Raw genomic sequence first — 23,334 nt, 5'->3', positions numbered from 1 at the left:
TCTAACTGGCCACTGGTTACTGGTGACTGGTAACTTCTTCTGAACGTGCTTACCGGGCAGGAGAACGAGCAATGGCACCGCCATTGCGTTAGCATCCTCAGCCTCAGCCGCCCGATGTCTGTACAGGTTCGGTGGTATCTGGCTCTGGCGGTGCTACTGTACTATCAAGGTCTCCATAGCAGAGCGCGAACCCTCCCTTACCGAACCATGAACCCAGCGTCAAGCGGAAATTATCAATGTCGTTGTGGGACAAAAAACCTGTCCGCTTGGTGTGATCGTGCCGCGCAACAAAATAGTGGCGGCCACGCCAGCGCAGTTCACCGTTCATTGAAATGCGATAGGCGGTGTTCGGAATAGGATCCGTATCGTTGGGATTGACATACTCAAGCGGTATCTTAAGTGCCTCAATGAAATCCTCCAACGAGCCACCTTCTTGGTAATAGGCGAGGATGTCGTTCCAATCTGCGAGCCGGACCCCTACGCCTAACGTTTCCTTACACGCCGCTTTGAGGTCACCTGTTTCGTCCAAATCGTGCGCAAGGACGTGAAAGTTTTCGTAACTCGCTGCAATCTGTTTTTTGGGCATTGGTGAAACTCCTTAATAATACCATTTCTGAAAGTCCATACCACATGTCCAACTTGCCTGAAAGGTGCTACAAGCACATTGAAAGGTATCCAATTAGAAATGGTATCACATTATCCGCTAACAGTTTGTAATTTCACTTATAGTTAGTGACGCGTAATCGGTGCGAAAAAGGTGCATTATTTGTTATGCACTCGAATTTACAGGTTGAAACTCGCGTAACGCTAAAAATTCAGATAACAACTCAGACCGCGTTGGAATTGTATTGACGCATTTCATATCAAGGTAAGCCTTTAAGGGCTTCGTCCCAATCCCACACAAGAATTGTCCCATCTTGCCCGGTACTGATCAACGTTTTACTATCGGGTGAGAATACCAACGCCTCCACCGGCCCCGTGTGTCCGTCAAGTGTGGCGAGTTTATTCCCGGTTGTAATATCCCATAACCCAATTTCACCGTTTCTATGTCCAATAGCAAGAACGTTGGTATCTGGTGAGAAGATTAACGCTTCGGCTTGCGCGCGCATTTTCTGAAAACCGATCTTTTTCTCGCCATCTAATGAATGAATCCGTATAAAGTTGCTTCCAACAGCAAGCATTGCGCCATCTAAAGAGAATGCCAAAGTGCTGATAGGATCCCGATTGTGATCTCCTTTCAGCGGCTCTATCTTTCGGAAGAAAGTTAACGCATCTCCGGTTTCCGCATTCCATATCTGTACATCTCCGCTGAAAGTTCCACTGGCAAGCCTTTTCCCGTCGGGTGAGAACTCTAAAGCATTAATTACATTCTCCAATGTTGCATCAGTCTCATTGGTCGGATCTACATGGGAAACATCAAGCGTTTTACCAGTCTCTGTATCCCATAAGTGAATACTAACCCCATTTTCAAAGACTACCGTTTTTCCATCAGGTGAAAACGCCAAAATTCTACCACTCCCATTCGTCTCTGTCAACTCACGTCCGGTTCTGACCTCTGTTATGCGAATGACCTCATCTGACCTCGGTGTAGAAATCGAGTGACCGAAACCTGCTGCAAAGAATATATCACCTTTTGTGCCGGTACTGGCGAGTTTTGTGCCATCCTACGAAAATGCTAAACCCAGTAACAAATCCCGATCTCCTGCCATCTGGAGAGAGGTTTTTTCTGATGTCTTCAGATCCCAAAAGGTAAGTGCGCCGTTAAATGCGACGCTGGCAAACGTAGAACTATCTTTAAGGAAAGTCCCTGCTTTCACCCATTGTGTATGTCCAGTGATAGGCGTTAATAGTGGGGCCCCAGTTGCGGTATCCCAAAAAAGGATTGTGCCATCTGTACTACCACTTGCAAGCGTGCTGCCATCAGGGGAAAATGTTAGTGCAGCAATACTACTTAGATGTCCAGTAAGCGCTGTGAGCGGTTCTCCAGTGGCGGTATCCCATAAATTCACTGTCTTATCAGTACTTCCACTGGCGAGCATCTTTCCATCTGGAGAAAAGGCTAACACGTTTATCCAACCAGTGTGTTTTCGTAGGATGGTCGGCTCGTCGTTGTTGGTTGCGGTATCCCATAATCGTACCGTTGTATCCGGACTTCCACTCGCGAGTCGTGTGCCATCGGGCGGAAAAGCCAAAGCCAAAACAGGTCTGTCGGGCGGCGGATCCTGGTTCTCTACGGCATGTCCACTGAGAGTGGTTAGTTTTTTACCAGTCGTTGTGTCCCACAAGCGGATCTTACCGTCTATCTTTCCGCCTGCCACTCTATCATGCGTAAATGCATAAACTTCAATAATATGTCCCAAAGAGTCGGGTTGTCCATCAAGATTCGTCACATCCCGCTCGCCTGTTTCGATATCTAACCTGCTAATTGTGGCACCCCAGCTGTCCACACTGACAAGCTTTTTGCCATCCTCGGAGAAACGCAACGCTGTAGCAGGACGAGATTCACTGGTGGATGAGATTTTCCTGCGGGTGGTTATTTCCCACAGGTGAAGTTCCCTTCCCCAAAGTTTACCAAACCCGCCATTTGCCAGAAAACGACCATCGGGTGAAAATGCAAGGGATTCACATATCCCCGGGAATAGTGCAATCTCTTTACCTGTTTTCGCGTCATAAAGCCATATCCCCATATCGTTACCCACAGATAGTTGGGTGCCATCCGGTGAAAACTGTATATCATTAATTCCACCCTTTCCTAAACGCGCTTTCGCGGCTTTTGGTAGTTCCCATTGTGTGTAATCTTCCACTATTTCGTCTCCTTGTGCCTCTGCAATTGCCGCAGGCACTTTATTTTACACAAGCCCTATTTGAATGTCAATAGTAACTATGTGATACCACAGGGCCATTCGATTTTAAGAAATTATTGGGTTTTATGTCTTTTTTTCCAGGATCCGGTGCGAAATGCTGCGACAGGCTGCGAAAATTTCAGCGTTTTGTCATAATACATAACATAAATTAAGTATTATCACCTGCGAATGCGAAAAGGACAACACCAAAAACGGACAATTGAATGACCCTGCTTCTGTACGGAAAATTCCTTTTCAAAAAAGAAGGTGTGTGGTATAATAAAATTGTGTTCAAGTGCGTCCGTGGACGCGCTTGCCTGAGGCAGTACAGAAAAATTGAGACCCAAAAAACATTATGCTAAAACCGAAACCCGGTATTGACACGATTCAACCGTATCAGGGTGGTAAACCGATTGAAGAGGTCCAACGCGAGTTGGGCATCACCGATATTATCAAACTGGCATCGAATGAGAACCCGCTCGGTCCGTCACCGTTGGCGGTGCAAGCGATTGCGGAGCGTGCCGCACAGGTCCACCTCTATCCCGACGGGAACGCCTACTACCTTAAAAAGGAACTCGCAGCACATATCGGGGTTTCCGCTGAACACCTGATTTTGGGGAACGGCTCAAATGATGTGCTACAGTTAATCGCTGAGGCATACATCGCTCCGGATGATGAAGTTATCTATGCGGTGGGCGCATTCGTCGTCTATAGCCTTGTGACGAAGTTATGCAGTGCAACGGCTGTCGTTGTGCAGATGGTAGATGATACACACGACCTCACCGCTATGGCAGCAGCGATCACCGATAAAACAAAGGTCGTCTTCATCGCGAATCCGAATAACCCAACTGGGACGATGGTCACGGCGGACGAGACCGCGGCGTTTATGGAACAGGTGCCTTCAGACGTGCTTGTCGTTTTTGACGAAGCCTATTATGAATATGTTGCCCGTTCGGACTACCCGCAGACGTTACCCTATGTTCTGGAGGGACGCAACTTCATCATCACCCGAACATTTTCTAAAATTTATGGGCTTGCAGGGCTGCGTATCGGCTATGGCATCGCGCCCCCGCCGTTAATTGAGACGCTCAATCGGGTACGGCAGCCGTTTAATTGCAATTTGATCGGACAAGCAGCGGCGCGCGCTGCACTGAAAGATGCGGATCACGTTACGAAAAGCCAGAAAAGCAACGCAGCCGGAAAAATGTTCCTCTATAAAGCGTTTAACGACATGGGGCTTCGTTATGTCGAAACGGAAGGCAATTTCATCATGTTGCACGTGGCACAGTCGGGAGCAGACATCGCTAATGCACTCCTGAAACAAGGGGTCATTGTGCGTTCCATAGCAGGTTATGGTTATCCAAATGCAGTCCGTGTAACGATTGGCACACAACAAGAAAACGAAAAATTTATCAAGGCATTAAAAGTTGTCAGTTGTTAGTTATCAATGTTAGAAAGTGTGCGAAAGTTTCAAAGTGTTCTAAAGTTATGAAACGCCAAGCAAGAGGTTCTTTCAACTTTAGCTCACTTTACAGACTTTAGGAACACTTCATGGACTTTACAAACCTCTTAACTGACGACTGACGACTGACAACTGATAACTATAAAAGATATGAAAGAACTTGTACAGATCAGCAACAAACGCCCTACACGGCAAATCATGGTAGGAGACATCCCGATCGGCGGCGGCAGTCCTATCTCTATCCAGACGATGACAACGACACTGACCCACGATGTCGATGCCACGTTGGCACAGATAGAACGGTGTACAGAGGCAGGCGCGCAGATTGTCCGTGTCGCTGTCCCTGAAGAACCCGACGCGAAGGCACTGGGCACACTGGTGAAACGTGCACCCGTTCCCATCGTATCGGATATCCATTTTAACTACCGCTATGCGCTTGCTGCCGTGGACGCAGGCGTGGCAAAAGTGCGCATCAATCCGGGCAATATCGGTAACGAGGAACGGATCGCGGAGGTCTTGTCTGCAGCGAAAGCAGCGAATATCCCAATCCGTATCGGCGTTAACGAAGGATCGCTTGAAAAAGATTTGTTAGATAAATATCCGTCACCGACAGCCGAGGCGTTGGTGGAGAGTGCGATGCGGCACGTCAGTATCTGTGAGGAACACGACTTCAGAGACATCGCTATCTCTGTTAAATCGAGTGATCCGATTCGGATGATTGCGGCGAATCGCCAACTTTCAGCGAAAGTGCCGTACCCGTTACATCTCGGTGTGACGGAAGCCGGAACACCGCGGCGTTCGCATGTCAAATCAACACTCGGCATCGGTACACTGCTGCTCGAAGGTATCGGTGATACCATCCGTATCTCAATTACCGGTGACCCTGTTGAGGAAGTCTTGACGGCGAAAGAACTCCTACGCGCACTCGGTATGGCGGATGACATGCTCGACGTTGTCTCCTGTCCGTTCTGTGGGCGTGGCGATCCGAATGCAGGTTATGAGAACATCGTCGCTGTTGCCGAGGAACTGCTGGAAAAACACGGCATCAACATTCCGGTGGCGGTGATGGGTTGTGAAGTCAACGGACCGGGTGAAACGCGCAACGCTGAAGTCGGCATCCACTTGGGCGGTAAGGAACTCGCAGTCCTAAAAGTCCGTGGTGAACGCGTCCGCACCTTCCGCGGGAGAGACGAGGTCAATCCAGAGTTTTTGGCGAACGCACTATTAGAGGCAGCACAGCAACTACAGGCATCTCAGATTGATAAAACTTCAGAAGGATAAAGATGAAGGATTTTCAGCAGCACATCCAAAAAGCGGTTCGATTGATTCCCGTTCAAATTGGATTGCTCGCGTTATTTTTCTCTGTTTACCATCTGCTTTTGAAATATATTATGCGCGAGACTGGCCTTGACTTGGGGGCAGTCGGGTATAACACGCATGTTGTACCCCTTTACGCCCAACCGAGTTTTGACTTGAGTTTGTGGATATTGCCTGCTTTGGTTGTGTGTGTTGGTTTCCTCTATCTCTGTCACAGATACCTCTTGTCGGATATATCGGATCGACGCTTAATCAGCATAGCGATCGTCTGTTTCATCGCAATTAACATTAGTGTTGCCCAAATTGACGGATACCGAGAGATTGGGACAGAAGACGCGAAAAAGCGAGTCTTAACGCTTTTGGAACCGTATACGCGGACTTCATTAGAATATTACGGGGACGTGCCCCGGGTAGACGAACTTGGCCCCCGCAGGTTCCTAAAAGATTATACTAAACCGGAATTGTGGGATGAACTCTCTGGACACACGCGCACCCATCCGCCGGGCGGTGTGCTTTTCTTATGGCATGTCAGTGGGCTCTTCGGTTACAATCTCATATCCGCATCTTTAATCACTATCCTCTTTACCGCACTTACGGTGATACCGATCTACCGACTCGCGGATATGCTTTACGGCAAAAAGGTCGCACATTACGCACTCCTCCTTTTTCTCATCACCCCCAATTTTGTGATGTTCACTGGCACGTCAATGGACGGTCCCTTCAGCGTTTTCCCGATCTTGAGCGTTTACCTCTTTTATCTCGCACGAGAGCGAGAGACCCTACCCGATCAGAAATGGAATGAATTCCGTCCCTATAGTTTATTCACAGGCCTCTCACTCGCGCTTGGGATGTTTATGACGTATTCTACGGTCGTTGTCGGTGTGTTTTTCTGCGTTATCGCCTTATTGGAACGGAAACGGTTCGGGCAGTATCTGAAGGTACTGCTCTTCGCGAGTTCAGGATTCATCGGATTTTACCTCTTCCTCTTCGTCCTGACTGGATTCCGTCCGATTGAAGCACTCTGGGCAGCGATCAAAAAAGACGAGATAGGGATGGGCACCGGGTACGAAAGCGTCGGACGCTATTTCCATCTGAGTTTTGCCAACCTTTTTGCCTTCCTTATCGGTGTCGGATTTCCAATAACAGCTGTCTATCTGCGGCAGCTTGTCTCGGTGATAAGAGAATGGCGGCAAGATGCCCTTGCATCCGAACAGGACATCGGTGAACCTCGGACACTTTGGATCTTCCGGCACGAAACCGTGGACACTTTTGTCATCGGGTTCCTCATTACACTCCTCTTTTTCACATTCTCGACCCTGTTTACGATGGAAGTGGAGCGTATCTGGATTTTCATGGTACCGTTTTTTGTCATTCCGGTTGCCAAGCACCTCACAGCGCGTCCGATGGCAGATTCCTATTGGGTTGCGGGGATACTCGTCGCGCAACTCATCATTGGAGAAGTCCTGCTTTACACATATTGGTAGCAGAGGAGCCATCAGGGGTCAGTAGTTGTCAGTTTTCAGTTCGGTTTTCTCTCACTGCGAGGCATGAAAAACCTTTCAGTTTTAAGAGTTATCAGTTGTCAGTCATCAGTTTGCCTCGCAGTGAGAGTTAAAGAGGGTTTCTGTGACGGATACAGCAAACGGGACTGTCACAAGGTGACTCTTAACTGAAAACTGAAAACCAATAACTGATAACTATTCCCTCTGACAACTGATAACTCTTAAAACTAAAAATTAATAATGCGGATTCTTTACATCATTGATTCCATGACAAAAGACGGTGCCGAATCCCAGCTCCTCAAGACATTAGCGCGGTTACCGCCAGAACAGTATGAAGTATCTGTAGTGCTGAGCCGTGCTGAGGGGGAACGCGTGGCGGAGCTCTCTGCTCTGCCTTGCGTCCGAGAGGTTACCACACTCACGGCGAGAGACAAACGTCGGCACCTACTGGAAAAAGCGTTCACCATAGCTGGTATTGTCAGCGCACTTAAACCCGACATCGTACACAGTTGGCTCTGGTATTCCAATTTCCTCTGTGGACTTTCTCGTAAGTGTGGCTTTTGGCGGCGTGTCCCGTTTGTCGCCTCACAACGTGGCGATTATCACGCCCGATATGGCAAATTCCGGCTCTGGCTCACCGAAAAGGTTATCTATAACACCGCCGATGTCCTACTGACGAATTCCGAACCGATTCAACGCTTTCTCTGCCAGCGGTATCCAGCCAAGAAGATTCATAGCATTCCTAATCTATTAGAATTGCCGACCGAGGTATGGGCGCGGCGGAAACCAACACCTGAAACCGAGGAAAAGCTAATCGTCAGTGTCGGACGCTTCGCACCCGAAAAAGGGCATAGTTATCTAATAGAGGCGTTAAACCTACTGAAGGAACAAAATATTGCATGGCGATGCATGTTTCTCGGTGAAGGTGAACTGGCGGCAGAACTCCGCGCACTTGTGGAAGAATATGGACTCTCAGCACAGGTGACGTTCTCCGGTTTTTGTGAGGAGGTCTTTTCTGTACTGCTAACGGCTGATGTCTTTGTCCTTCCGTCACTCCACGAGAGTTCACCGAATGCCCTGATTGAAGCGATGGGAATCGGGATGCCGTGTATCGCATCGGATGTCGGGGGCATCGTAGACCTTGTTGAAAACGAGGCAAACGGCGTTCGGGTTCCTCCGAAGGATCCACCTGCGTTAGCAGCGGCACTGCAACAGGTATTGACCGAACCTGACTTTGCTGAGAAATTGGGCAAAAACGCGCGCACAACGATCCAGCGGAAATTCGACACTACCGAATCTATGCAGAAATTGGAAGATGTTTATAGGTTGCTATACGATGGTGATCGGCTTGATCGGAAACCCGTTTTGACAACGGAAAAAACGGAGCAGAAACCCAATAGCTAAAAAAATGACAAAATGGCATTCCGATTACATTCAGAACGCTTACCGTGAACTAAAACACGGCGCGACACGAAAACTACTGGATACACTGAATATTGATGCGACCGGTAAGAGAGTCTTGGATGTCGGATGCGGACCGGGGAATCTCCTTGTCGCACTTTCCTCCGATGCACCGGAACTCCTCATTGGGGTTGATGTAGACGAGACCTTCTTGGTGTTTGGACGTTCTCAAATCCAAAATTCAATAGATCCATCTTCTGTTGTTCCGACCTTGCTCCGTGCCTCGCTTCCAACTTTGCCGTTCGCAGACCAAACTTTTGATCTCGTAACCTGTCTCCTCGTCATGCCACACGTCCCTGATGATCGTGTTGCTTTGACTGAACTTACACGCGTCCTGAAACCGGGCGGCACGCTCGCTATTTCCGGACACGGCTTAGGGTTTCCACTCCGTTACCTCAAACGCTTCAGGCTAAAACCGTTGCAGATGTATCTCGCCAGTCTCATTTATAGATGGACTGGAAAAAAATGGATACGAAACACACTCCAGAACGATCAGAAAATTTGTGCCCTCTTGGACAGTATCGGTGTCGTACCAGAGATGCGCCACTACAATCAAAAAATTCTTGGATGTGTCGCAACTTATTGGATTAAGGCAATTAAAAGCGATACCAACCCTAAAGCCACGCAGTAGTAGGAAAACAGAGAAAATTTTCCTCGGTTTAGCACGACCAATAGAAACCGCAACGCGATATAACCGACTATAAACGAGGCGAGCATCCCCGCTCCCATAATGTATAGGGGTATAGTAGTGTCTCCGACATCTCGGATTTTCAGCACGACGGCACCGAGTATCGCCGGAATTGAGAGAAGAAAGGAGTATTCCGCAGCCGCTTTGGCTGGAATTCCCAAAAACAGAGCCAGCGAGATGGTCGTGCCGGAGCGAGAGATACCGGGGGTAATTGCGAATCCTTGTGCGATCCCGATGAGCGGTGCGTGCCACGTCTTCAATTTCTGAGTTGAAGTATCAGAACTATCTACGCCCTGTCTGCGAAGTCGAGGCAATTGCAAAATAACACCCGTGAGAATTAACATGATGCTCACAAGTCGAACTTCATCGAAAAAAGACTCCAATTCACTCTTGAACAGCACTGCGATGACACCGGTCGGAATAGAGCCGAGCAGTATCAGCCATATAAACTTGAGTTCAGGGGATGTATTGAACCTTGAACTCGGCTTTCGCCAAAATTCAGTGTCCACGAGTGTAGAAACGCCGCCTATCGCTAACTTGCCTATCGCTTCACGATAGACGACAAGCACAGCCGCTAACGTCCCGACATGGAGCATCACATCGAAAAAGACGAGTGGTTCCTTCAATCCGAGGAACTGTTGTGCCAAAACGAGGTGTCCTGAGCTGCTAATGGGTAGGAATTCGGTTAAGCCTTGTAAAATACCGAGAAGAATCGCTTCAAGAAGTGTCATGCCGTTATTGTAGCACTTTACGCGCTAACCCGCAAGTCGAAATTCCCTTATTCTGCTCATAACAGAAGGATTCGGTGGTTACAAAACATATCTACGAACTCCGCTAAAAGCCAACCACTGACAACTGATGACCAGCAGCTAAAAACCAAATATGCGTTGACACTGTTACCCACTTATGTTAGAATTACTTTAGTTAAAACACTGAAGGAGGGTATGGAGATGCTTAGAAGTATGATCGTATTAGGGCTCTCAGCAATCTGTGTATTTGCTGTTACGCTCTCTTATGCTGTTGAGGAAGAGGACATCCTTGTCTATTACTCTTTTGACAAACTGAATGGCAACAAGGTTACTGACGATTCCGGCAACTTGAACGAAGCTGAACTCGTTGGCAAAGGCTCGCTCGTTGATGGGGCATTCAAGAAAGGGATACGTCTCAATGGTGGTGTCGTTCAGATGGCTGCGAATGATTTTATCGTTCCGATCGGCGAAAAGGGAGTCATCACGATGGAAGCGTGGTTTTACCTTAATGCACACAACGCATACGATGGGATTATCTCGATTGAAGCCGCAGCAGCTGGATGTTGCGAATACCGAATTATGGTCAACCCCAATTTCAACCCGTTCTGGGATGCCGGTCATCATGCTGACAAAAGTCTCGGAAACTTCCAATTTGAATTAGATGAGTGGTACCATTACGTGATGGTTGCCGATGGTAAAGATGGTAAAATCTATATCAACGGCGAGTTTATCGGTGAGCAGCCAGAGAATTTTGATTTGCCTGAGCATAAAGAGGCAGCGATTTACATTGGTGCAGGCGAAAACCCGAACCTCCACAAAGTCGAGGACGCTATTATTGATGAAGTCGTCATATACGCCGCGGCGTTGACCGAAGAGGAAATTCAAGCATCAATGGAAATGAGCGTACCCGGTGTGCTTGCAGTTGAGGTACATGACAAGTTGGCAGTGACATGGGGAGAACTGAAAACCGATTTCTAACACTATTATTTTTTGGGTGAGACACATTCGTCTCACCCACACCTATACTGATTCGGAGACGCTATGAAACTTGGATTTTTATCAAAAATTTTTGAAGGCGCGTTGAGCATCGAAAAAACATACAACGAATGTGATAAGGCAATTGGACAACTGAAAGCCTACAACGAAAAGCGCAAACAGCCAGATTTTCGTATTTCAAATGAAGAGAAGGCCGATTTAGACGCTATTGTCAACACTGCGCTTGAGAATGCAACCCGTATCGTTGATAAAGAAGGTGAGCGGAACTGGCCAGGCGTATTTCGGGAGATGCATAAGAATCTCGCAAGCCTCTATTTGGAGCTTGACGAACACGATAAAGTTCGGGCGGCGTGTGAACGCTTACAAGACTATGGTGAAGTCGGCAAACTGGATGCCGAAGAGGTTATGCAAAGCCTCAAAGAAAAAGAGGATTCTTAATATTCCTTGCGGTTCGGTAAGGGAGGCTGGAGACTTCACATTCCTTTACGTAGACCTGAAGAAACACCGGATTTAGTCTGGAAATAGACTGGATTTAGTCTGGGGTTAGACTAAATCCGTTCCTTGTATTACATTGCAAAAACCCTTCCACTACGTTTCAGGCTACGCACTTTGGAAAAAAACAAGAAAGGAGGAAGGCAAAAGCACTTCTTAAAGCAAATTTTGGAAAAGCCATCAGTTATCAGTTAAAAGTAGGTTTGATTAACCGATAACCTCTTGTAACTGACGACTGAAAACTATAAAAATGCAGTTCCTGAACCCTGCCGCGTTTTATCTATTGGGATTCGTCCCGATTGTCGTGGTGCTTCACTTCCTAAAATTGCGCCGCTACACCCACCGTGTCCCGAGCATTATGCTTTGGCTCTCCACTGATGAAGACCGGAGAGCGAATATCCCTTTCCAACGACTCCGGAACCTGCTGCTTCCTCTTCTGCAAGTCCTGTTTTTGTTGCTTGTCACCTTCAGCGTAGCGCGTCCAGCATTGCGTAGACCCGGTCTTATGCCGGGACGGGCAATTCTCATCATTGACAACTCCGCGAGTATGTTGGCAACAGAGGGCGGACAAACCCGTCTCGCCTTGGCAAAACAGGCGGCACTGGACCATATAGAACAGGTCTCAGCAGAGGGCGGAATGATGCTTATGCTGACAAATGCCGCAGCTATCCAAGAAGCCTTCACAACGGATACAGCCAAACTCCAGCGCGCAATAGAAAATATCCCGCAAAGCGAGGCACCACGCAATCTCCGACCCGTCTTTGATGCTGCAATGCACTATGCAGAGTCACCACAAGACGAAGTCTTCTTTATTAGTGATAATTTTCAAAACTTGCCAGATATATCGCTGCCAGTTCATAAAATCGGAGTCGGCGGTGCAGCGGAGAATGTCGGGATTGTTCATTTCAACGTTGAAGTCGTAGCGGACAAGTACAAGGTCCTGATCGGTGTCCGAAATTTTACGGATGCTCCCAGAGAATTGGACGTTCAATTGGCGGTAGAAGGCGAACCCTTTGATGAGAAAACAGTGTCTATCCCTCCGGACAAAACTAAATCTATCCTGTTTTCGGGCGATCCGATCGGTTTAGAGGGGCGGGTTATGAGTGCACACCTTCAGTTAGAGGACGACTTTGTAGTTGATAATAGTGCCTCTGCACTCCTATCCGGTGTTTCGCCATTGCGGATCCTGCTTGTTAGTGACAATCAAAAGTCTTTGTTGCCTGCATTATTAACGACCTACGGAAAACACGTAGAAGTCCTTCAGGTTATCCCTGCGGATTATCACGGCACCGGGAACGCACATATCGCAATCTTTGATGGTGGCACACCTGCTGGACGCGAAGCTTTTAGTGGTCCTACTGAAGTTGCCTCTGGAACACACTTGATCTTTGTCAATCCCGGCAGCAATCTACCATTTGTACCAGAGGATGCTCGTGGTGTTGAGGAGGTTACGGCACCTGTGCGCGTTATCAAAACAGATGAAACCCATCCGCTCATGGTAGATGTGTCACTGCAAGAGTTACAGGTGATTAAATCTACCCACCGGGCGTTGCCGCTCTTAGGACATTCGCTTGTAGATACAGAAAAGGGATCATTGATATGGATCGGTGAGAAATCAGGCAGTCACTTTGTTGTTTTTGAGTTTGATGCATTCAACTTTGATGTATCAAGACCGGAAAGCCATACCCTCGCTCTGACTATCCCGGATGGTCCGTTATTTTTCTATCACTGTTTAGCATGGTTAGAGGCGAGAAGTACCACGCTCCAACCCGTGGTATTTCAAGAGGGACAGACCCGACATGCCTTCCGGACAGGAGAACACGTGCGCATTGCCTCTATCGCGGAGGACACTACCCTTCAGGTGCAGAAACCTGATAAACGGATGGTTCCAGTGCGCGATTCCATATTTACCGATACAGATCAGGTTGGGGTCTATACCCTCTATGCTGATGACAGGCACCTTGAACGGTTTACGATTAATCTGCTGGACGCGAGCGTGTCGGCACTTTCGCATCCTGTTATAGAACAGGATACAAATGGAACAGTCCCCATGATGGAAGGCGGATTGCAGCCCCTGACGCAGGAAGTGTGGCGTTGGTTCGCGCTTATGGCGTTCCTGCTCCTCCTACTGGAGTGGTGGTTCTACCACCGAAATACCCTATAGCACTGAAGAAACAGGTAGGACTTGCGCTACGATTAATTTTCTTCAACATCTATCAGATCAAATACCTCCTGGATAAACTCGGCTTTCGGTATCACGCCTCCGAAACGTCCAACGTTCTTTCCATCTTGGAAGACAAGATAAGTAGGATGTCCTATAAACCGGTATTTTTGAATTGTTTTCGGATTGTTGCCTGAATTCAATTTCGCGACGACAAATGTGTCCTTGTATTCTAAGGCAATTTCGGCGACAACTGGCGCCATTCTTTGACAGAACGGTCATCCATCTTTATAGGACTCAACCACAACAGGAAGCGTAGATTCAAGTACAAGAGTGTCAAATGTTTCATCGGTGACTTCAAAGGGGATGCCATCGTATGCACTGGCGGTCGTAAAAGTAATATTGATATCCGTTTCGTTGCCAGCAGCGTCTTCAACTTTCCCCGCAATAACGTATGTAGTTTCCGGGTCAAGCTCTTTGCCTTTGACGAGTTCAAGAGTCGCTTTATTACCTTCGACTTTACCAAGCCAACCGACATCATCGTCGTTTTCGGTTTGCAGTGCGATGGTACCACTTACCGCTTCGCTGAACTCGACTTCAATCAATGCGCTACTGTTAATCGCTTCGGCATCAACGTCTGTATCGCCATCGTTGATAGTTCCACCAGTGATTGAAGGTACCTCGGTATCCGGTTCGGCGACTGTGTAAGTAAACTCTAAACTTCCATCTGCCCATGTGATCGTCAACACCAGTGTACCGGGTGTGAAAGGCCCCCTGATTGTGACAGTATTATCGGCGGTTGTAGCGGTGCCTTCACTGACGGTAACGTCCTCTGGTGGATTGTCAAAAGTCAGGGTGATGGTACTGTCCACGGTCAGCTGCGACTCGATTGTAGGATCTATACTCACGAACGCCACAGGCTGATGTATGGTATAGTCAAGAGTTTTGGAACCATCTGCCCAAGTGATCGTCAACGCCAGTGTACCGGGTGTGAAAGGCCCCGTGATTGTGACAGTATTATCAGTGATTGTAGCAACGCCATCACTGACAGTAACGTCCTCTGGTGGATTGTCAAAGGTCAGTGTGATGGTTTCGTTCGTAGTAATTTCTGTCCCGCTTTCTGGGTCTGCACTCACAAAGTCCGAAGACTGACGTATGGTATAGTTGAAAGTTTTGGAACCATCTGCCCAAGTGATAGTTAACTCAAGGGTACCGGGTGTGAAAGGTCCCGTGATAGTCACAGTATTTCCATCAGTTGTAGCGACACCTTCACTGACGGTAACGTCCTTCGGTGAATGATCAAAAATCAGTGTGATGGTATCGTTTGTGGTAATTTCTGTTTCGCTTTCTGGATCAGCACTGACAAACTCCGCTGGCTGACGGACGGTATAGTTGAGCGTTTCGGAACCATCTGCCCAAATAATCGTCAACTCAAGAACACCCGGTGTAAAGGGACCTATGATTGTGACAGTATTACCAGTGATAATAGAGATGCCTTCACTGACAGTAAAGTTCTTTGGTGAATGATCAAAAATCAGTGTGATGGTATCGTTTGTGGTGATTTCTGTTTCGCTTTCTGGATCAGCACTGACAAACTCCGCTGGCTGACGGACGGTATAGTTGAGCGTTTCAGAACCATCTGCCCAAGTGATCGTCAACGCCAGGGTGCCGGGTGTGAAAGGTCCCGCGATTGTGACGGTATTATCAGTGACTGTAGCCGTACCTTCACTAACAGTAACTGCCTCTGGTGGATTGTCAAAAGTCAGGGTGATGGTGTCGTCCACAGTAATCTCGGAGTCAATCGCGGGGTCCACACTCACGAACGCCACAGGAGGTCTGACAGTTTTGCCAAGATGGTTCGCGACAAGGACCAAATCAAGGATATTGACATTATCATCACCGTTGACATCTGAGTTCAGAGGCTGATCTGCAGTGGATGTCTCGCCGAAGTCCGAAGCGACCAGCACCAGATCGAGGATGTCTATCATTCCATCAGCATTGACATCAGCTGCCCTCAAAATCTCAATATCGGTATCTTCTTCGGCGTAACTTGCTGTTAAAACGAACAGTGCTAAACTCAGTGTTAGCAATGAACAAATCAATTTTTTCATGGATTTCCTTCCTTATCCTTAAAATTCCTATTCAGTTTCTTCAATCTCTAAGATGCTGAGAATTTGCTGCACCAGTTTAGCACTCGGCATCGCGCCAATAAATCTACCTACAATCTCTCCATCTCTGAATACGATATAGGTAGGTGTTCCGCGAATTCGATATTCGACTGTTTTTTCTTCTTGGGTATTCACGTCCAACTTGGCGAACGTGAAGGTATCTCGATATTCTAATGCTACCGCTGGGACCACAGGCTTCATCAGTATACAGTATATTCAGAACTCAGATTTGAATTCTACAACGATAGGGAGTTCGGAACCCAGGATAATGTCGTCAAAAGTCGCATCGGTAACTTCAAATGGGATACCGGATGTTTTGCCGAGGAAACTTGCAGCAAGTACCAAATCAAGGATGTTCACCGTGCCATCGCGATTGATGTCCGGATTAGGAACCTGATCCGCAGTGGGCATCTTACCCAAGTGTGAGGCAATGAACGTCAAATCAAGGATGTTCACGAAGCCATCGGCGTTGACATCAGAGGCACTCCGAGCATCGAAATCCTCATCTTCTGTATAACCGTTGGTCAAACCGATCAGTGTCAAACTTACTGTTAGTAGCAAAACAGCAATTTTTTTCATGGTTTGTTTTTTCCGAAGGGATTCCTGTTTATGAACGATGCCATTCCTGTACCGCTTCCGGGATCGCCTGAAGGTTTTCAATAGTAGTCTGAAGTGGAATCGCACACTCCGGTCCAATAAGTGGGACACCAGCATCAAGGTTTTTTATCACTTCTGCTTTAACGTCTTCCGGTTCTTTAGCAAACAGTGTTTCAGGATTGTTAATGTTCCCGATAAGCGCAATCCGTTCTTTCACGATGTCCATGGATTCTTGGGGTTCGTTTTTGGAATCATAATGGAAAGCTGCCATACCGGTTTGTGCGATGTACTCCATTCTGTCAACCGTGCGTCCGCAGATGTGCAATATTAGAGGGATTGGAATACGCTCAACGAATTCGATGTGAAGATCACGGAGATAGCGTTGGTAGTATTCGCCGCTGACCAGGTCCCCTGTGGCGTGGTCTGGAAGCGTGAGCGCATCGGCACCCGCCTCAATTTGTGCAACACCGAATTGCACCGTGGCTTCCTTCATCCGATCAAGTGCGAGTTTCGTTTTCCCTGGATCATCAAGCGACAACAATAGGAAAGGTTCAACGCCGAAACAGTGATAACCGAGCGACCACGGGCCCATCGTTTTTCCGATAACGGCAACTTCATCCCCGTATTCTTTCTTTAAGATTTTAATCGCCTCCAGCACACATCGGGTGTCTGGATGTGTTAAAAAATCGTCTGGAATAACGATGTCATCGACATCTTCCCAAATCGGCTCCCGCATTCTAACGGTGGGCCAGTTATCTTTCTGTTCCCACTGAATCTTACACCCGAGGGCACTGGATTCTTGGATAATCGTGAAGACGGGCATGATAGTGTCAAAGCCGAGTTCCGTGTATCCGGTAGCGGCGAGACGTGCCATCAGTTCCGGCTCTCGATTTGCTTCGGGGAAGGGGGCCCTCACGAGATCCATAAGTTCGACGGTTGCGACGGAGGTCGGATTACAGACAGGGGTTCGGTCGGTCGGTTCGTTGCGAAGCGCGGCGAGTACACGTTCGCGACCGGTCATTGCCTTTTGCATCTTCGGTTTCCTTTATGTCTGTTGGCTCGGTGCGGCGAGTACACCGCGTCCAGCTTCCATTTCTTCTTCACGCAAGACGACTCTAACATTTGGGGCACGCATCAGCAGGAGTCCGATGAGGGCATCGTGCGACTGCGCACAAGCAAAAGCGACAGTGTCTTTATTATCCGTTTCAATGCTTTCCATTTCACCCAATTTCATCAACCCACCCGCAATCGCTGAGACCCGTCGAGCCGCACCTCTCCCTTCGCTTTCTGCTGTAACCCGGTAGATGCCTTTTCCGCTTGAATCCACTATAATAGTGAGTTTCGATTTCTTATCGAGTATGTTGAGTGGACGTGGTTCAACAAAGGTGGCTGATGTGAGTTTACAGGCTTCCAAAAAGACGCGGCGACACGCGGCTTCGTGGGCACTATTACAGGCGAAATAGAGCAAACCGTCAGGAGTTCTCAGCATTCCACCGAGTGTTTGCATCGCCTTTATCACGCTTTCGATTCTCTCGGCAGCACCTGAAATCTGACTGTAGGTATGCACTAAGAAAACAGGGAAATCTTTACCTGTCGTTGCGTCAACTGTCTGCTGGCGATAGAGACCTATAGTGATGTCGTGGAAATGTGGATCAATGGGTATGAGTTCAATACGTCTGCCGATATCAACAACGCGTCGCATAAGTGTCCCTTTGCCCCGTTAGCGGCGCACTAATCGGCCGCCGTAGTGCTTTTCATAGATGTACTTATAAGCCTGTTCAGAGAGTCTACGTAAGATATAAGCGCGACGGTTCTTCCAATCATAAAAGGATTGCCACCGATTTCTGCGGTTTGTCTTCGTCCGGTCCTCCATCAATCCGATGAAGATGTAAGGTCTTGCCCTACCTTGCGGGTCCCGAAGAACCAATACGCCACCGTCACCTACCAATCCGTAGACGGTTCCAGTTTTGTTATAAACTTCCACTGAAGTAGGGATATAGGTCTGTTTATAGATATAATCCCCATTTTTGAGCTTGAAGTACCACTTCATTTTTTCAGGAAAGGGGAGTTTCCCTTGCCACAGCCGCAAGAAAAATGTGCTTAGGTCGCGGGCGGATGTCATGTTTCTATAAGTCCGTCCGCCATACGGGATATATTCCACAATCTGAGTCTGCTTAAAGTACGGATAATTGCTGCGCAGTATTTTATTTACTCGCGCCGGCCCACCGAGCAATCGAATGAAGTAGTTAGTTGACGAATTTGAACTCCACTGGATCATATTCGTCAGATTACGTTTGTTTACAGTCGTATGTTTTTTCCGCCCGTATTTGACTTCGTGGAAATAGGCGAGCATCACAAAATTCTTAATGAGTGAGGCTGCCATCATCTGCCGATCTTCGTTGATCGACACTAATTTTCTGTTTTTTGATATATCGTAGACCACGAAGCTAGTCCGGTCGGTTGATGCCAAGATTTTTCGGCTACGGCGGCTTTTGATATAACGTTCAAAGTCAGCCTCCAAAGGCGAATCAATCGTACTTCGGTATTTACTCGGGATGTTCCGGTATGTACCCGATGCCTCGGTAAATATCGGGAGCAATAGCGCGATGCTCCAACAGATCAAAAGTATTACTAACTTCCGTATGTGTCTAAACATGCTGCTGACCTGTTCCTTTCTCTTTTTCATCCTTAATGGATCGAGATAATATATTATGAATGCGAGAATATGTCAGGGTTGCAAATTATTTCGTGTTTATGATTGGTAATTCGTAGCATGCTGCCTCGCCGTCATTCCGTACAAGAAGGTAGCGACCCGCAAGTGCAGGCGTGTTCCATGTCTTACCTGTTAATGCTGCAAAACGTGCGTGTTCAATATGGCGTTCTGGGTTAGGTTCAATGAGGACCACGTCACCCGATTCGGTTGTTACCAGCAGGACATCCGAAATTAGCAATGTCTGACCGTGCCCGTACCTACCACGTTTCCATTGACGTGTGCCGTCGGTTGGGTTTATACAAGCGAAGATACCGTCATCAAGTCCGTACAGATAGCCATCGTAGTAGATGATATTGGTGAATTTTGCTTTAAGATTTATCGTTTCCCATATAATGGAAACGTCAAATTCACCGGTCGGGTTACGCGAGAGCTGATAAAGCTTAGCACCGCCACCATAACCGGTTGAGGCGAGAAGTGTGTCATCAGAAATCGGGACTGGCTGCGCAACACATTCTGCATAGGCTTCTACCCACGGCTGTTTCCACAAAAGTTCGCCAGTGAGTGGTTCATGGGCGGTAATTAAACCTTGGTTGAAAAGCACAACCTGTTCCGTGTCTAATAGCCTTGTCACGAAGGGTGAACTATAACCGCTTTGTGTTCGGTAACCCGTCCATGCGATTTCGCCTGTCTCTTTGTGGTATGCGACCGCACCACCGGCACTCACGATAACAAGCTCATTGAAAACGAGCGGCGAAATGCTGACACCCCAAGGTGGTGGTTTCGCTTGGTTCTCTTCAAAGATATTTGTTGTCCAGAGCTGGGCACCTGTTTCAAAGTCCAGACAGTTAAGGATTCCTGTTGAACCGACAGTATAAACTCGATTTTCTGAGATCGTTGGTGTCGCTCGTGGTCCGAGTCCTGCAGGCGGAGTATTGTAGCGCGCCCGGTCTTGATGACTCCATTTTATTCTGCCGGTGTATAATTCATAGCAGACCACTTTTTCCCAGTCGTCTTCCTGTTCTTGTGTGATTGCTGAATCACCAACGACTGCAAAGCCTGACCAGCCTGCACCAACGGGGTGTCGCCAAACAAGTTTTGGTGGATGCGTACCCCAATCAAGATTTAACTGGATACCCGACACGACACCGTTCCGATGCTGCCCGAGGTATTGTGGGTAGTCCATCGCGGACTTTTCGGTATTGGGCGTGCTGCCTGGATCCTGACGAAAAACTGTGGGGTTCTCCTGCCATCGCCATTCAAATATAGGGATAAGATCGCCGCTGAATCCTTTGAATTGGAATAGGCTGGTGCTGAGAAAGACACACAAGGCAACTATGGCAAGGGTAATTAACTTAATCCGCCAACGCAAGCGGGAAAAACATAGTAGCCACAAGACTCCCAAGAAGGTTGTAAGGATAATAACCATGATTATCCAAAAGACCTTGTCTTGGCGATGACCTGCTTCTACTATCCAGATGGCTATGATGCCTAAAATGGCAAGACAGAGGATAACAAAGAGAGGCCACCAGCGAATCGGTTTTTGCGTCTGCGCCACTATGAAAATTCCTTTTTTTATTATATGTAAAATAAAGCATAAATTTTAGCATTTTATGCTACTTCATTAACTATAGTAAGGTTTTTAACAAGAGTTTGTCAAGTTAAAAATGTATAATCGCTAATCTTCAGACCTAATAGGCATGGTTTGATGAAGTTTCTGTGTAGAAAACGTTGCTTTAACTCTTGAATCCCATAACGGTGATATCTGAATTACATCTAAACTTATCGGAGGTTTCAGTGAAGATTTTCACGTCTAAATGTATCTAATAAATCATAGAAGGGTTTCGCCATCAGTTGTTAGCAATCAGGTTTTATAGTAAATTCTAAAAATAAATACACATTTTACAATCACCGGTAGGGTTTTTGCTTGGGTGTTTTTTCACGGTTTCCTAACCCCACCGGTGCTGAGTGTATAAATAATTACAGAATCTACTATAAACCCTATAAGCGAGGTATGGAAATCAGTGCTGTGTGTGGTTCATGGTTTACTGGTGGCTGATCGCTGACAGCCAACAGCCTTTAAAAAAAATCATGTGAAACCTTGAAAAATATTGGGCGTTATGATAAAATAGTGACATATAGAGGAACAGAGAAAATCGCGTGATAGAGAGGACAGAATGCGTTTTGAAAACCGAGTTGCATTTGTAACAGGTGGCGGTGGACCGTTAGGTATCGGAAGAGCCGCGTGTTTGGCATTCGCTCGTGAGGGAGCGTCTGTTGTTGTCGCCGGTGGTAGGAGCGCAGATGCTGTTGCTGAAGAAGTACGTGCCAAAGGCGGAAAAGCGATTGCTGTTCATTTGGATGTTACGGTGCCTGAGCAAGTTCAATCGGCTGTAGATATGGCTGTGGATACATTTAAACGGATTGATATTCTATTCAATAATGCAGGTATCCTCGGTCCTCAGAAGTTGTTTGAACTTACGCCGGAGCAATTTGACAGAGTCATGGCGGTTAATGTGAAAGGGTGTCTGCTATGCGCACAAGCGGTCGCTAAAGTAATGGTAGAGCAGGAGATACGCGGACGTATCATTAACAATTCCTCTATCTATGCCGAGGAATCACACGTTGGGACGCTCAGTTATTGTGTCAGCAAAGCCGCTCTGAATAGACTTACACGGAGCCTTGCATTGGAACTACGTCCATACGGGATTACGGTAAACGCTGTAGCACCGGGTGGCGGAGCACCGACCGGTATGAACGCGTCACAAAATATTCCTGAAGACGATACACTACCTGAGTTACCATCTGCCGCTGTGGACGCACCACCTCTCGAACGAGGGGCAACAGTATGGGACTATATCGGAGCGGTATTATTTCTCGCCTCCGATGAAGCCGCCTATATTAGTGGTGATATTATGACGATTGACGGTGGAGCTGTTTCGCGCCGATGAGTTCTTAGAGGAGGGGGGATCTTCTTGTCGTTTGTTGATATTTTCAAAGCTTTCTGTCTGGCTGTCTTTGGATGGCTTAAAGCGCATGGATTGGTAGTCGGTATTATTTCGGGGGCAAGTTTAGTGGGGAGTATCTTCCTTTGTGCACTGGTCATCGCCTACCTACCCTTTGACTATTTCATGTCCAAAAGACGGGCGAATCGTATCAGACAACCTATTCTGATTTTCCTAAAAAATGTACTTGCTGTTATTCTTATTATTGTCGGGCTTATCCTGATACCTTTACCCGGGCAAGGCATTTTGACGGTATTGATCGGTCTTGTCATCAGCGATATTCCGGGCAAACGTAAATTAGAACGTCGAATCATAGGTTCACCTGCCGTCCTATCAGCACTGAACCATATCCGTTCCCGTTTCAATCGTCCGATGCTCGTATTAGATGAACCAACAACGGAATAATCTGACTTGCCGAACAGCACAACCTGATGCCGTATAATCGGTCGCGAGCAATAGCATTTATCGAGGCATCAATTTTTTGTGAATCTCCAATAACCGCTGAAGTGCTTCAATCGGTCTCTCGGAATCATCCACGCGTAGGTCGATATACCGGTCATTGAAACCGCCGTAACCGCTCTGTTTTCGAACGACGAGTATAGCCGCGGACTGCTGACCGCGTGTATCCCCACCTTTTTCTTGTCCAGCAAAGAGTGCAGCCATTAATTTATCTGCGAGTTCACCTTCCGTTTCCTCAAAGGCTTTACCCATCGCCTTAACAACATCTTCACCCGCGAGGATGTTGCCTTGAGCTGTGTAATGTTTACTTGAAACAGCACCTGCCCATGCGTTACATTCATCGCCTGTATAGTTAGCAACGTTTCCTTCTGCATCAACGATACCTACCTGCCGCGTTGCACGTCCAGGGTCATCTGCGATGAGACGTTCCAAACTCTGTTCCGCCGAAAGACCACTTTTGAGCAGTTTCAAACCGTTAGGTCCATAAGTCGTATTTGCCCAAGATTGGGTCGCAATCGCGCCAACACCGGCTTCAGCCCACGGTACAACCGAGCCAACAGCGAAAAATTTGGATTGTACGGCGATCCCAAGATCACCCGTTTCCGCATCATATCCGACAATTGAAAACGTCGCAACAGGAGACAGAACAGGTTTTTCGTTAGATAGATCGGGTTCGGAAAGGTGGAACAAAAGACTCAGTGGTATTAAAAGCATCTTCTATGTT

23 protein-coding genes are annotated in these 23,334 nt (G+C 47.5%); 10 read left to right on the top strand and 13 right to left on the bottom strand.

The features are described from left to right. Window positions 1-103: 103 nt before the first annotated feature. The 3 genes from OXH00_13955 to OXH00_13945 form a co-directional block, all read right to left on the bottom strand. Window positions 104-586, bottom strand: coding sequence for a hypothetical protein (locus OXH00_13955; GenBank protein MCY3742115.1), 483 nt, complete (start codon window positions 584-586; stop codon window positions 104-106). A gap of 277 nt (window positions 587-863) precedes the next feature. Beyond that, the gene (locus OXH00_13950; protein ID MCY3742114.1) at window positions 864-1,535 is read right to left on the bottom strand and encodes a hypothetical protein; all 672 of its coding nucleotides are present in this window, start codon (window positions 1,533-1,535) and stop codon (window positions 864-866) included. 129 nt (window positions 1,536-1,664) lie between these two features. After that, complete coding sequence (locus OXH00_13945) at window positions 1,665-2,804, bottom strand: hypothetical protein (protein MCY3742113.1); 1,140 nt, start codon at window positions 2,802-2,804, stop codon at window positions 1,665-1,667. Between the two features lie 394 nt (window positions 2,805-3,198). Here OXH00_13945 and hisC point away from each other — a divergent pair, with 394 nt between their 5' ends. From hisC to OXH00_13920, 5 genes are all read left to right on the top strand, one after another. Continuing rightward, window positions 3,199-4,284: a histidinol-phosphate transaminase gene (hisC, locus tag OXH00_13940; protein ID MCY3742112.1), complete on the top strand. Its 1,086-nt coding sequence runs from the start codon at window positions 3,199-3,201 to the stop codon at window positions 4,282-4,284. Between the two features lie 171 nt (window positions 4,285-4,455). Then, a complete protein-coding gene (gene ispG, locus OXH00_13935; protein MCY3742111.1) occupies window positions 4,456-5,586 on the top strand; it encodes a flavodoxin-dependent (E)-4-hydroxy-3-methylbut-2-enyl-diphosphate synthase in 1,131 nt (376 codons plus the stop codon). A gap of 2 nt (window positions 5,587-5,588) precedes the next feature. Continuing rightward, entirely contained in the window at window positions 5,589-7,106 is a 1,518-nt protein-coding gene (locus OXH00_13930; GenBank protein ID MCY3742110.1) for a glycosyltransferase family 39 protein, read from the top strand. A 258-nt stretch (window positions 7,107-7,364) separates the two neighbouring features. Beyond that, window positions 7,365-8,528 carry a glycosyltransferase family 4 protein gene (locus OXH00_13925; protein ID MCY3742109.1) on the top strand — a complete coding sequence of 388 codons (1,164 nt, stop codon included), beginning with the start codon at window positions 7,365-7,367 and terminating at the stop codon, window positions 8,526-8,528. A gap of 4 nt (window positions 8,529-8,532) precedes the next feature. Next, window positions 8,533-9,216, top strand: a complete 684-nt coding sequence (locus tag OXH00_13920; protein ID MCY3742108.1) for a methyltransferase domain-containing protein — start codon at window positions 8,533-8,535, stop codon at window positions 9,214-9,216. Here the strand turns inward: OXH00_13920 and OXH00_13915 are convergent. Further along, the gene (locus OXH00_13915) at window positions 9,165-10,004 is read right to left on the bottom strand and encodes an undecaprenyl-diphosphate phosphatase (GenBank protein ID MCY3742107.1); all 840 of its coding nucleotides are present in this window, start codon (window positions 10,002-10,004) and stop codon (window positions 9,165-9,167) included. The two genes, OXH00_13920 and OXH00_13915, sit on opposite strands and share 52 nt — an antisense overlap. A 219-nt stretch (window positions 10,005-10,223) precedes the next feature. Between OXH00_13915 and OXH00_13910 the strand changes: the two genes are divergently transcribed. From OXH00_13910 to OXH00_13900, 3 genes are all read left to right on the top strand, one after another. Beyond that, on the top strand, window positions 10,224-11,000 hold the full coding sequence (locus OXH00_13910) for a LamG domain-containing protein (GenBank protein MCY3742106.1): 777 nt from the start codon (window positions 10,224-10,226) through the stop codon (window positions 10,998-11,000). Window positions 11,001-11,063: 63 nt separating this feature from the next. Continuing rightward, on the top strand, window positions 11,064-11,456 hold the full coding sequence (locus OXH00_13905) for a hypothetical protein (protein ID MCY3742105.1): 393 nt from the start codon (window positions 11,064-11,066) through the stop codon (window positions 11,454-11,456). Between the two features lie 304 nt (window positions 11,457-11,760). Next, entirely contained in the window at window positions 11,761-13,674 is a 1,914-nt protein-coding gene (locus OXH00_13900) for a BatA and WFA domain-containing protein (protein ID MCY3742104.1), read from the top strand. Between the two features lie 32 nt (window positions 13,675-13,706). On the opposite strand, the gene OXH00_13895 is transcribed toward OXH00_13900, so the two are convergent. The 8 genes from OXH00_13895 to OXH00_13860 all read right to left on the bottom strand — a co-directional run bounded on the left by OXH00_13895 (window position 13,707) and on the right by OXH00_13860 (window position 20,704). Continuing rightward, the gene (locus OXH00_13895; GenBank protein ID MCY3742103.1) at window positions 13,707-13,934 is read right to left on the bottom strand and encodes a thioredoxin domain-containing protein; all 228 of its coding nucleotides are present in this window, start codon (window positions 13,932-13,934) and stop codon (window positions 13,707-13,709) included. A gap of 15 nt (window positions 13,935-13,949) precedes the next feature. Further along, window positions 13,950-15,782 (bottom strand): Ig-like domain-containing protein, encoded by a 1,833-nt coding sequence (locus OXH00_13890; GenBank protein ID MCY3742102.1) that lies wholly within the window; start codon window positions 15,780-15,782, stop codon window positions 13,950-13,952. 27 nt (window positions 15,783-15,809) lie between these two features. Beyond that, complete coding sequence (locus tag OXH00_13885; protein ID MCY3742101.1) at window positions 15,810-16,040, bottom strand: thioredoxin domain-containing protein; 231 nt, start codon at window positions 16,038-16,040, stop codon at window positions 15,810-15,812. A 15-nt stretch (window positions 16,041-16,055) separates the two neighbouring features. Beyond that, window positions 16,056-16,418, bottom strand: a complete 363-nt coding sequence (locus OXH00_13880) for a dockerin type I domain-containing protein (GenBank protein MCY3742100.1) — start codon at window positions 16,416-16,418, stop codon at window positions 16,056-16,058. A 28-nt stretch (window positions 16,419-16,446) separates the two neighbouring features. Next, entirely contained in the window at window positions 16,447-17,469 is a 1,023-nt protein-coding gene (locus tag OXH00_13875; GenBank protein ID MCY3742099.1) for an MtaA/CmuA family methyltransferase, read from the bottom strand. Between the two features lie 12 nt (window positions 17,470-17,481). Continuing rightward, window positions 17,482-18,138, bottom strand: coding sequence for a hypothetical protein (locus tag OXH00_13870; protein MCY3742098.1), 657 nt, complete (start codon window positions 18,136-18,138; stop codon window positions 17,482-17,484). An 18-nt stretch (window positions 18,139-18,156) separates the two neighbouring features. Then, window positions 18,157-19,092 (bottom strand): class A beta-lactamase-related serine hydrolase, encoded by a 936-nt coding sequence (locus OXH00_13865; protein ID MCY3742097.1) that lies wholly within the window; start codon window positions 19,090-19,092, stop codon window positions 18,157-18,159. An 85-nt stretch (window positions 19,093-19,177) separates the two neighbouring features. Then, complete coding sequence (locus OXH00_13860; protein MCY3742096.1) at window positions 19,178-20,704, bottom strand: PQQ-like beta-propeller repeat protein; 1,527 nt, start codon at window positions 20,702-20,704, stop codon at window positions 19,178-19,180. A gap of 619 nt (window positions 20,705-21,323) precedes the next feature. Between OXH00_13860 and OXH00_13855 the strand changes: the two genes are divergently transcribed. Together OXH00_13855 and OXH00_13850 are read left to right on the top strand one after the other, a co-directional pair. Then, complete coding sequence (locus OXH00_13855; protein ID MCY3742095.1) at window positions 21,324-22,097, top strand: SDR family oxidoreductase; 774 nt, start codon at window positions 21,324-21,326, stop codon at window positions 22,095-22,097. Window positions 22,098-22,121: 24 nt separating this feature from the next. Further along, on the top strand, window positions 22,122-22,556 hold the full coding sequence (locus OXH00_13850) for a hypothetical protein (GenBank protein MCY3742094.1): 435 nt from the start codon (window positions 22,122-22,124) through the stop codon (window positions 22,554-22,556). A 57-nt stretch (window positions 22,557-22,613) separates the two neighbouring features. Here OXH00_13850 and OXH00_13845 read toward each other — a convergent pair whose 3' ends face one another. Then, window positions 22,614-23,324 (bottom strand): DUF1028 domain-containing protein, encoded by a 711-nt coding sequence (locus tag OXH00_13845; GenBank protein ID MCY3742093.1) that lies wholly within the window; start codon window positions 23,322-23,324, stop codon window positions 22,614-22,616. Between the last annotated feature and the right edge of the window lie 10 nt (window positions 23,325-23,334).

It is taken from the genome of Candidatus Poribacteria bacterium, from assembly GCA_026706025.1.
GTDB lineage: Bacteria > Poribacteria > WGA-4E > WGA-4E > WGA-3G > WGA-3G.
This window is presented reverse-complemented; position numbering and strand designations above follow the sequence as displayed.

Bases quoted from the DNA above. Each gene is read 5' to 3' on its own strand.
- OXH00_13955 (MCY3742115.1), bottom strand. From the start codon at position 586: ATGCCCAAAAAACAGATTGCAGCGAGTTACGAAAACTTTCACGTCCTT.
- hisC (MCY3742112.1), top strand. From the start codon at position 3,199: ATGCTAAAACCGAAACCCGGTATTGACACGATTCAACCGTATCAGGGT.
- ispG (MCY3742111.1), top strand. From the start codon at position 4,456: ATGAAAGAACTTGTACAGATCAGCAACAAACGCCCTACACGGCAAATC.
- OXH00_13930 (MCY3742110.1), top strand. From the start codon at position 5,589: ATGAAGGATTTTCAGCAGCACATCCAAAAAGCGGTTCGATTGATTCCC.
- OXH00_13925 (MCY3742109.1), top strand. From the start codon at position 7,365: ATGCGGATTCTTTACATCATTGATTCCATGACAAAAGACGGTGCCGAA.
- OXH00_13920 (MCY3742108.1), top strand. From the start codon at position 8,533: ATGACAAAATGGCATTCCGATTACATTCAGAACGCTTACCGTGAACTA.
- OXH00_13915 (MCY3742107.1), bottom strand. From the start codon at position 10,004: ATGACACTTCTTGAAGCGATTCTTCTCGGTATTTTACAAGGCTTAACC.
- OXH00_13910 (MCY3742106.1), top strand. From the start codon at position 10,224: ATGCTTAGAAGTATGATCGTATTAGGGCTCTCAGCAATCTGTGTATTT.
- OXH00_13905 (MCY3742105.1), top strand. From the start codon at position 11,064: ATGAAACTTGGATTTTTATCAAAAATTTTTGAAGGCGCGTTGAGCATC.
- OXH00_13900 (MCY3742104.1), top strand. From the start codon at position 11,761: ATGCAGTTCCTGAACCCTGCCGCGTTTTATCTATTGGGATTCGTCCCG.
- OXH00_13895 (MCY3742103.1), bottom strand. From the start codon at position 13,934: ATGGCGCCAGTTGTCGCCGAAATTGCCTTAGAATACAAGGACACATTT.
- OXH00_13890 (MCY3742102.1), bottom strand. From the start codon at position 15,782: ATGAAAAAATTGATTTGTTCATTGCTAACACTGAGTTTAGCACTGTTC.
- OXH00_13885 (MCY3742101.1), bottom strand. From the start codon at position 16,040: ATGAAGCCTGTGGTCCCAGCGGTAGCATTAGAATATCGAGATACCTTC.
- OXH00_13880 (MCY3742100.1), bottom strand. From the start codon at position 16,418: ATGAAAAAAATTGCTGTTTTGCTACTAACAGTAAGTTTGACACTGATC.
- OXH00_13875 (MCY3742099.1), bottom strand. From the start codon at position 17,469: ATGCAAAAGGCAATGACCGGTCGCGAACGTGTACTCGCCGCGCTTCGC.
- OXH00_13870 (MCY3742098.1), bottom strand. From the start codon at position 18,138: ATGCGACGCGTTGTTGATATCGGCAGACGTATTGAACTCATACCCATT.
- OXH00_13865 (MCY3742097.1), bottom strand. From the start codon at position 19,092: ATGTTTAGACACATACGGAAGTTAGTAATACTTTTGATCTGTTGGAGC.
- OXH00_13855 (MCY3742095.1), top strand. From the start codon at position 21,324: ATGCGTTTTGAAAACCGAGTTGCATTTGTAACAGGTGGCGGTGGACCG.
- OXH00_13845 (MCY3742093.1), bottom strand. From the start codon at position 23,324: ATGCTTTTAATACCACTGAGTCTTTTGTTCCACCTTTCCGAACCCGAT.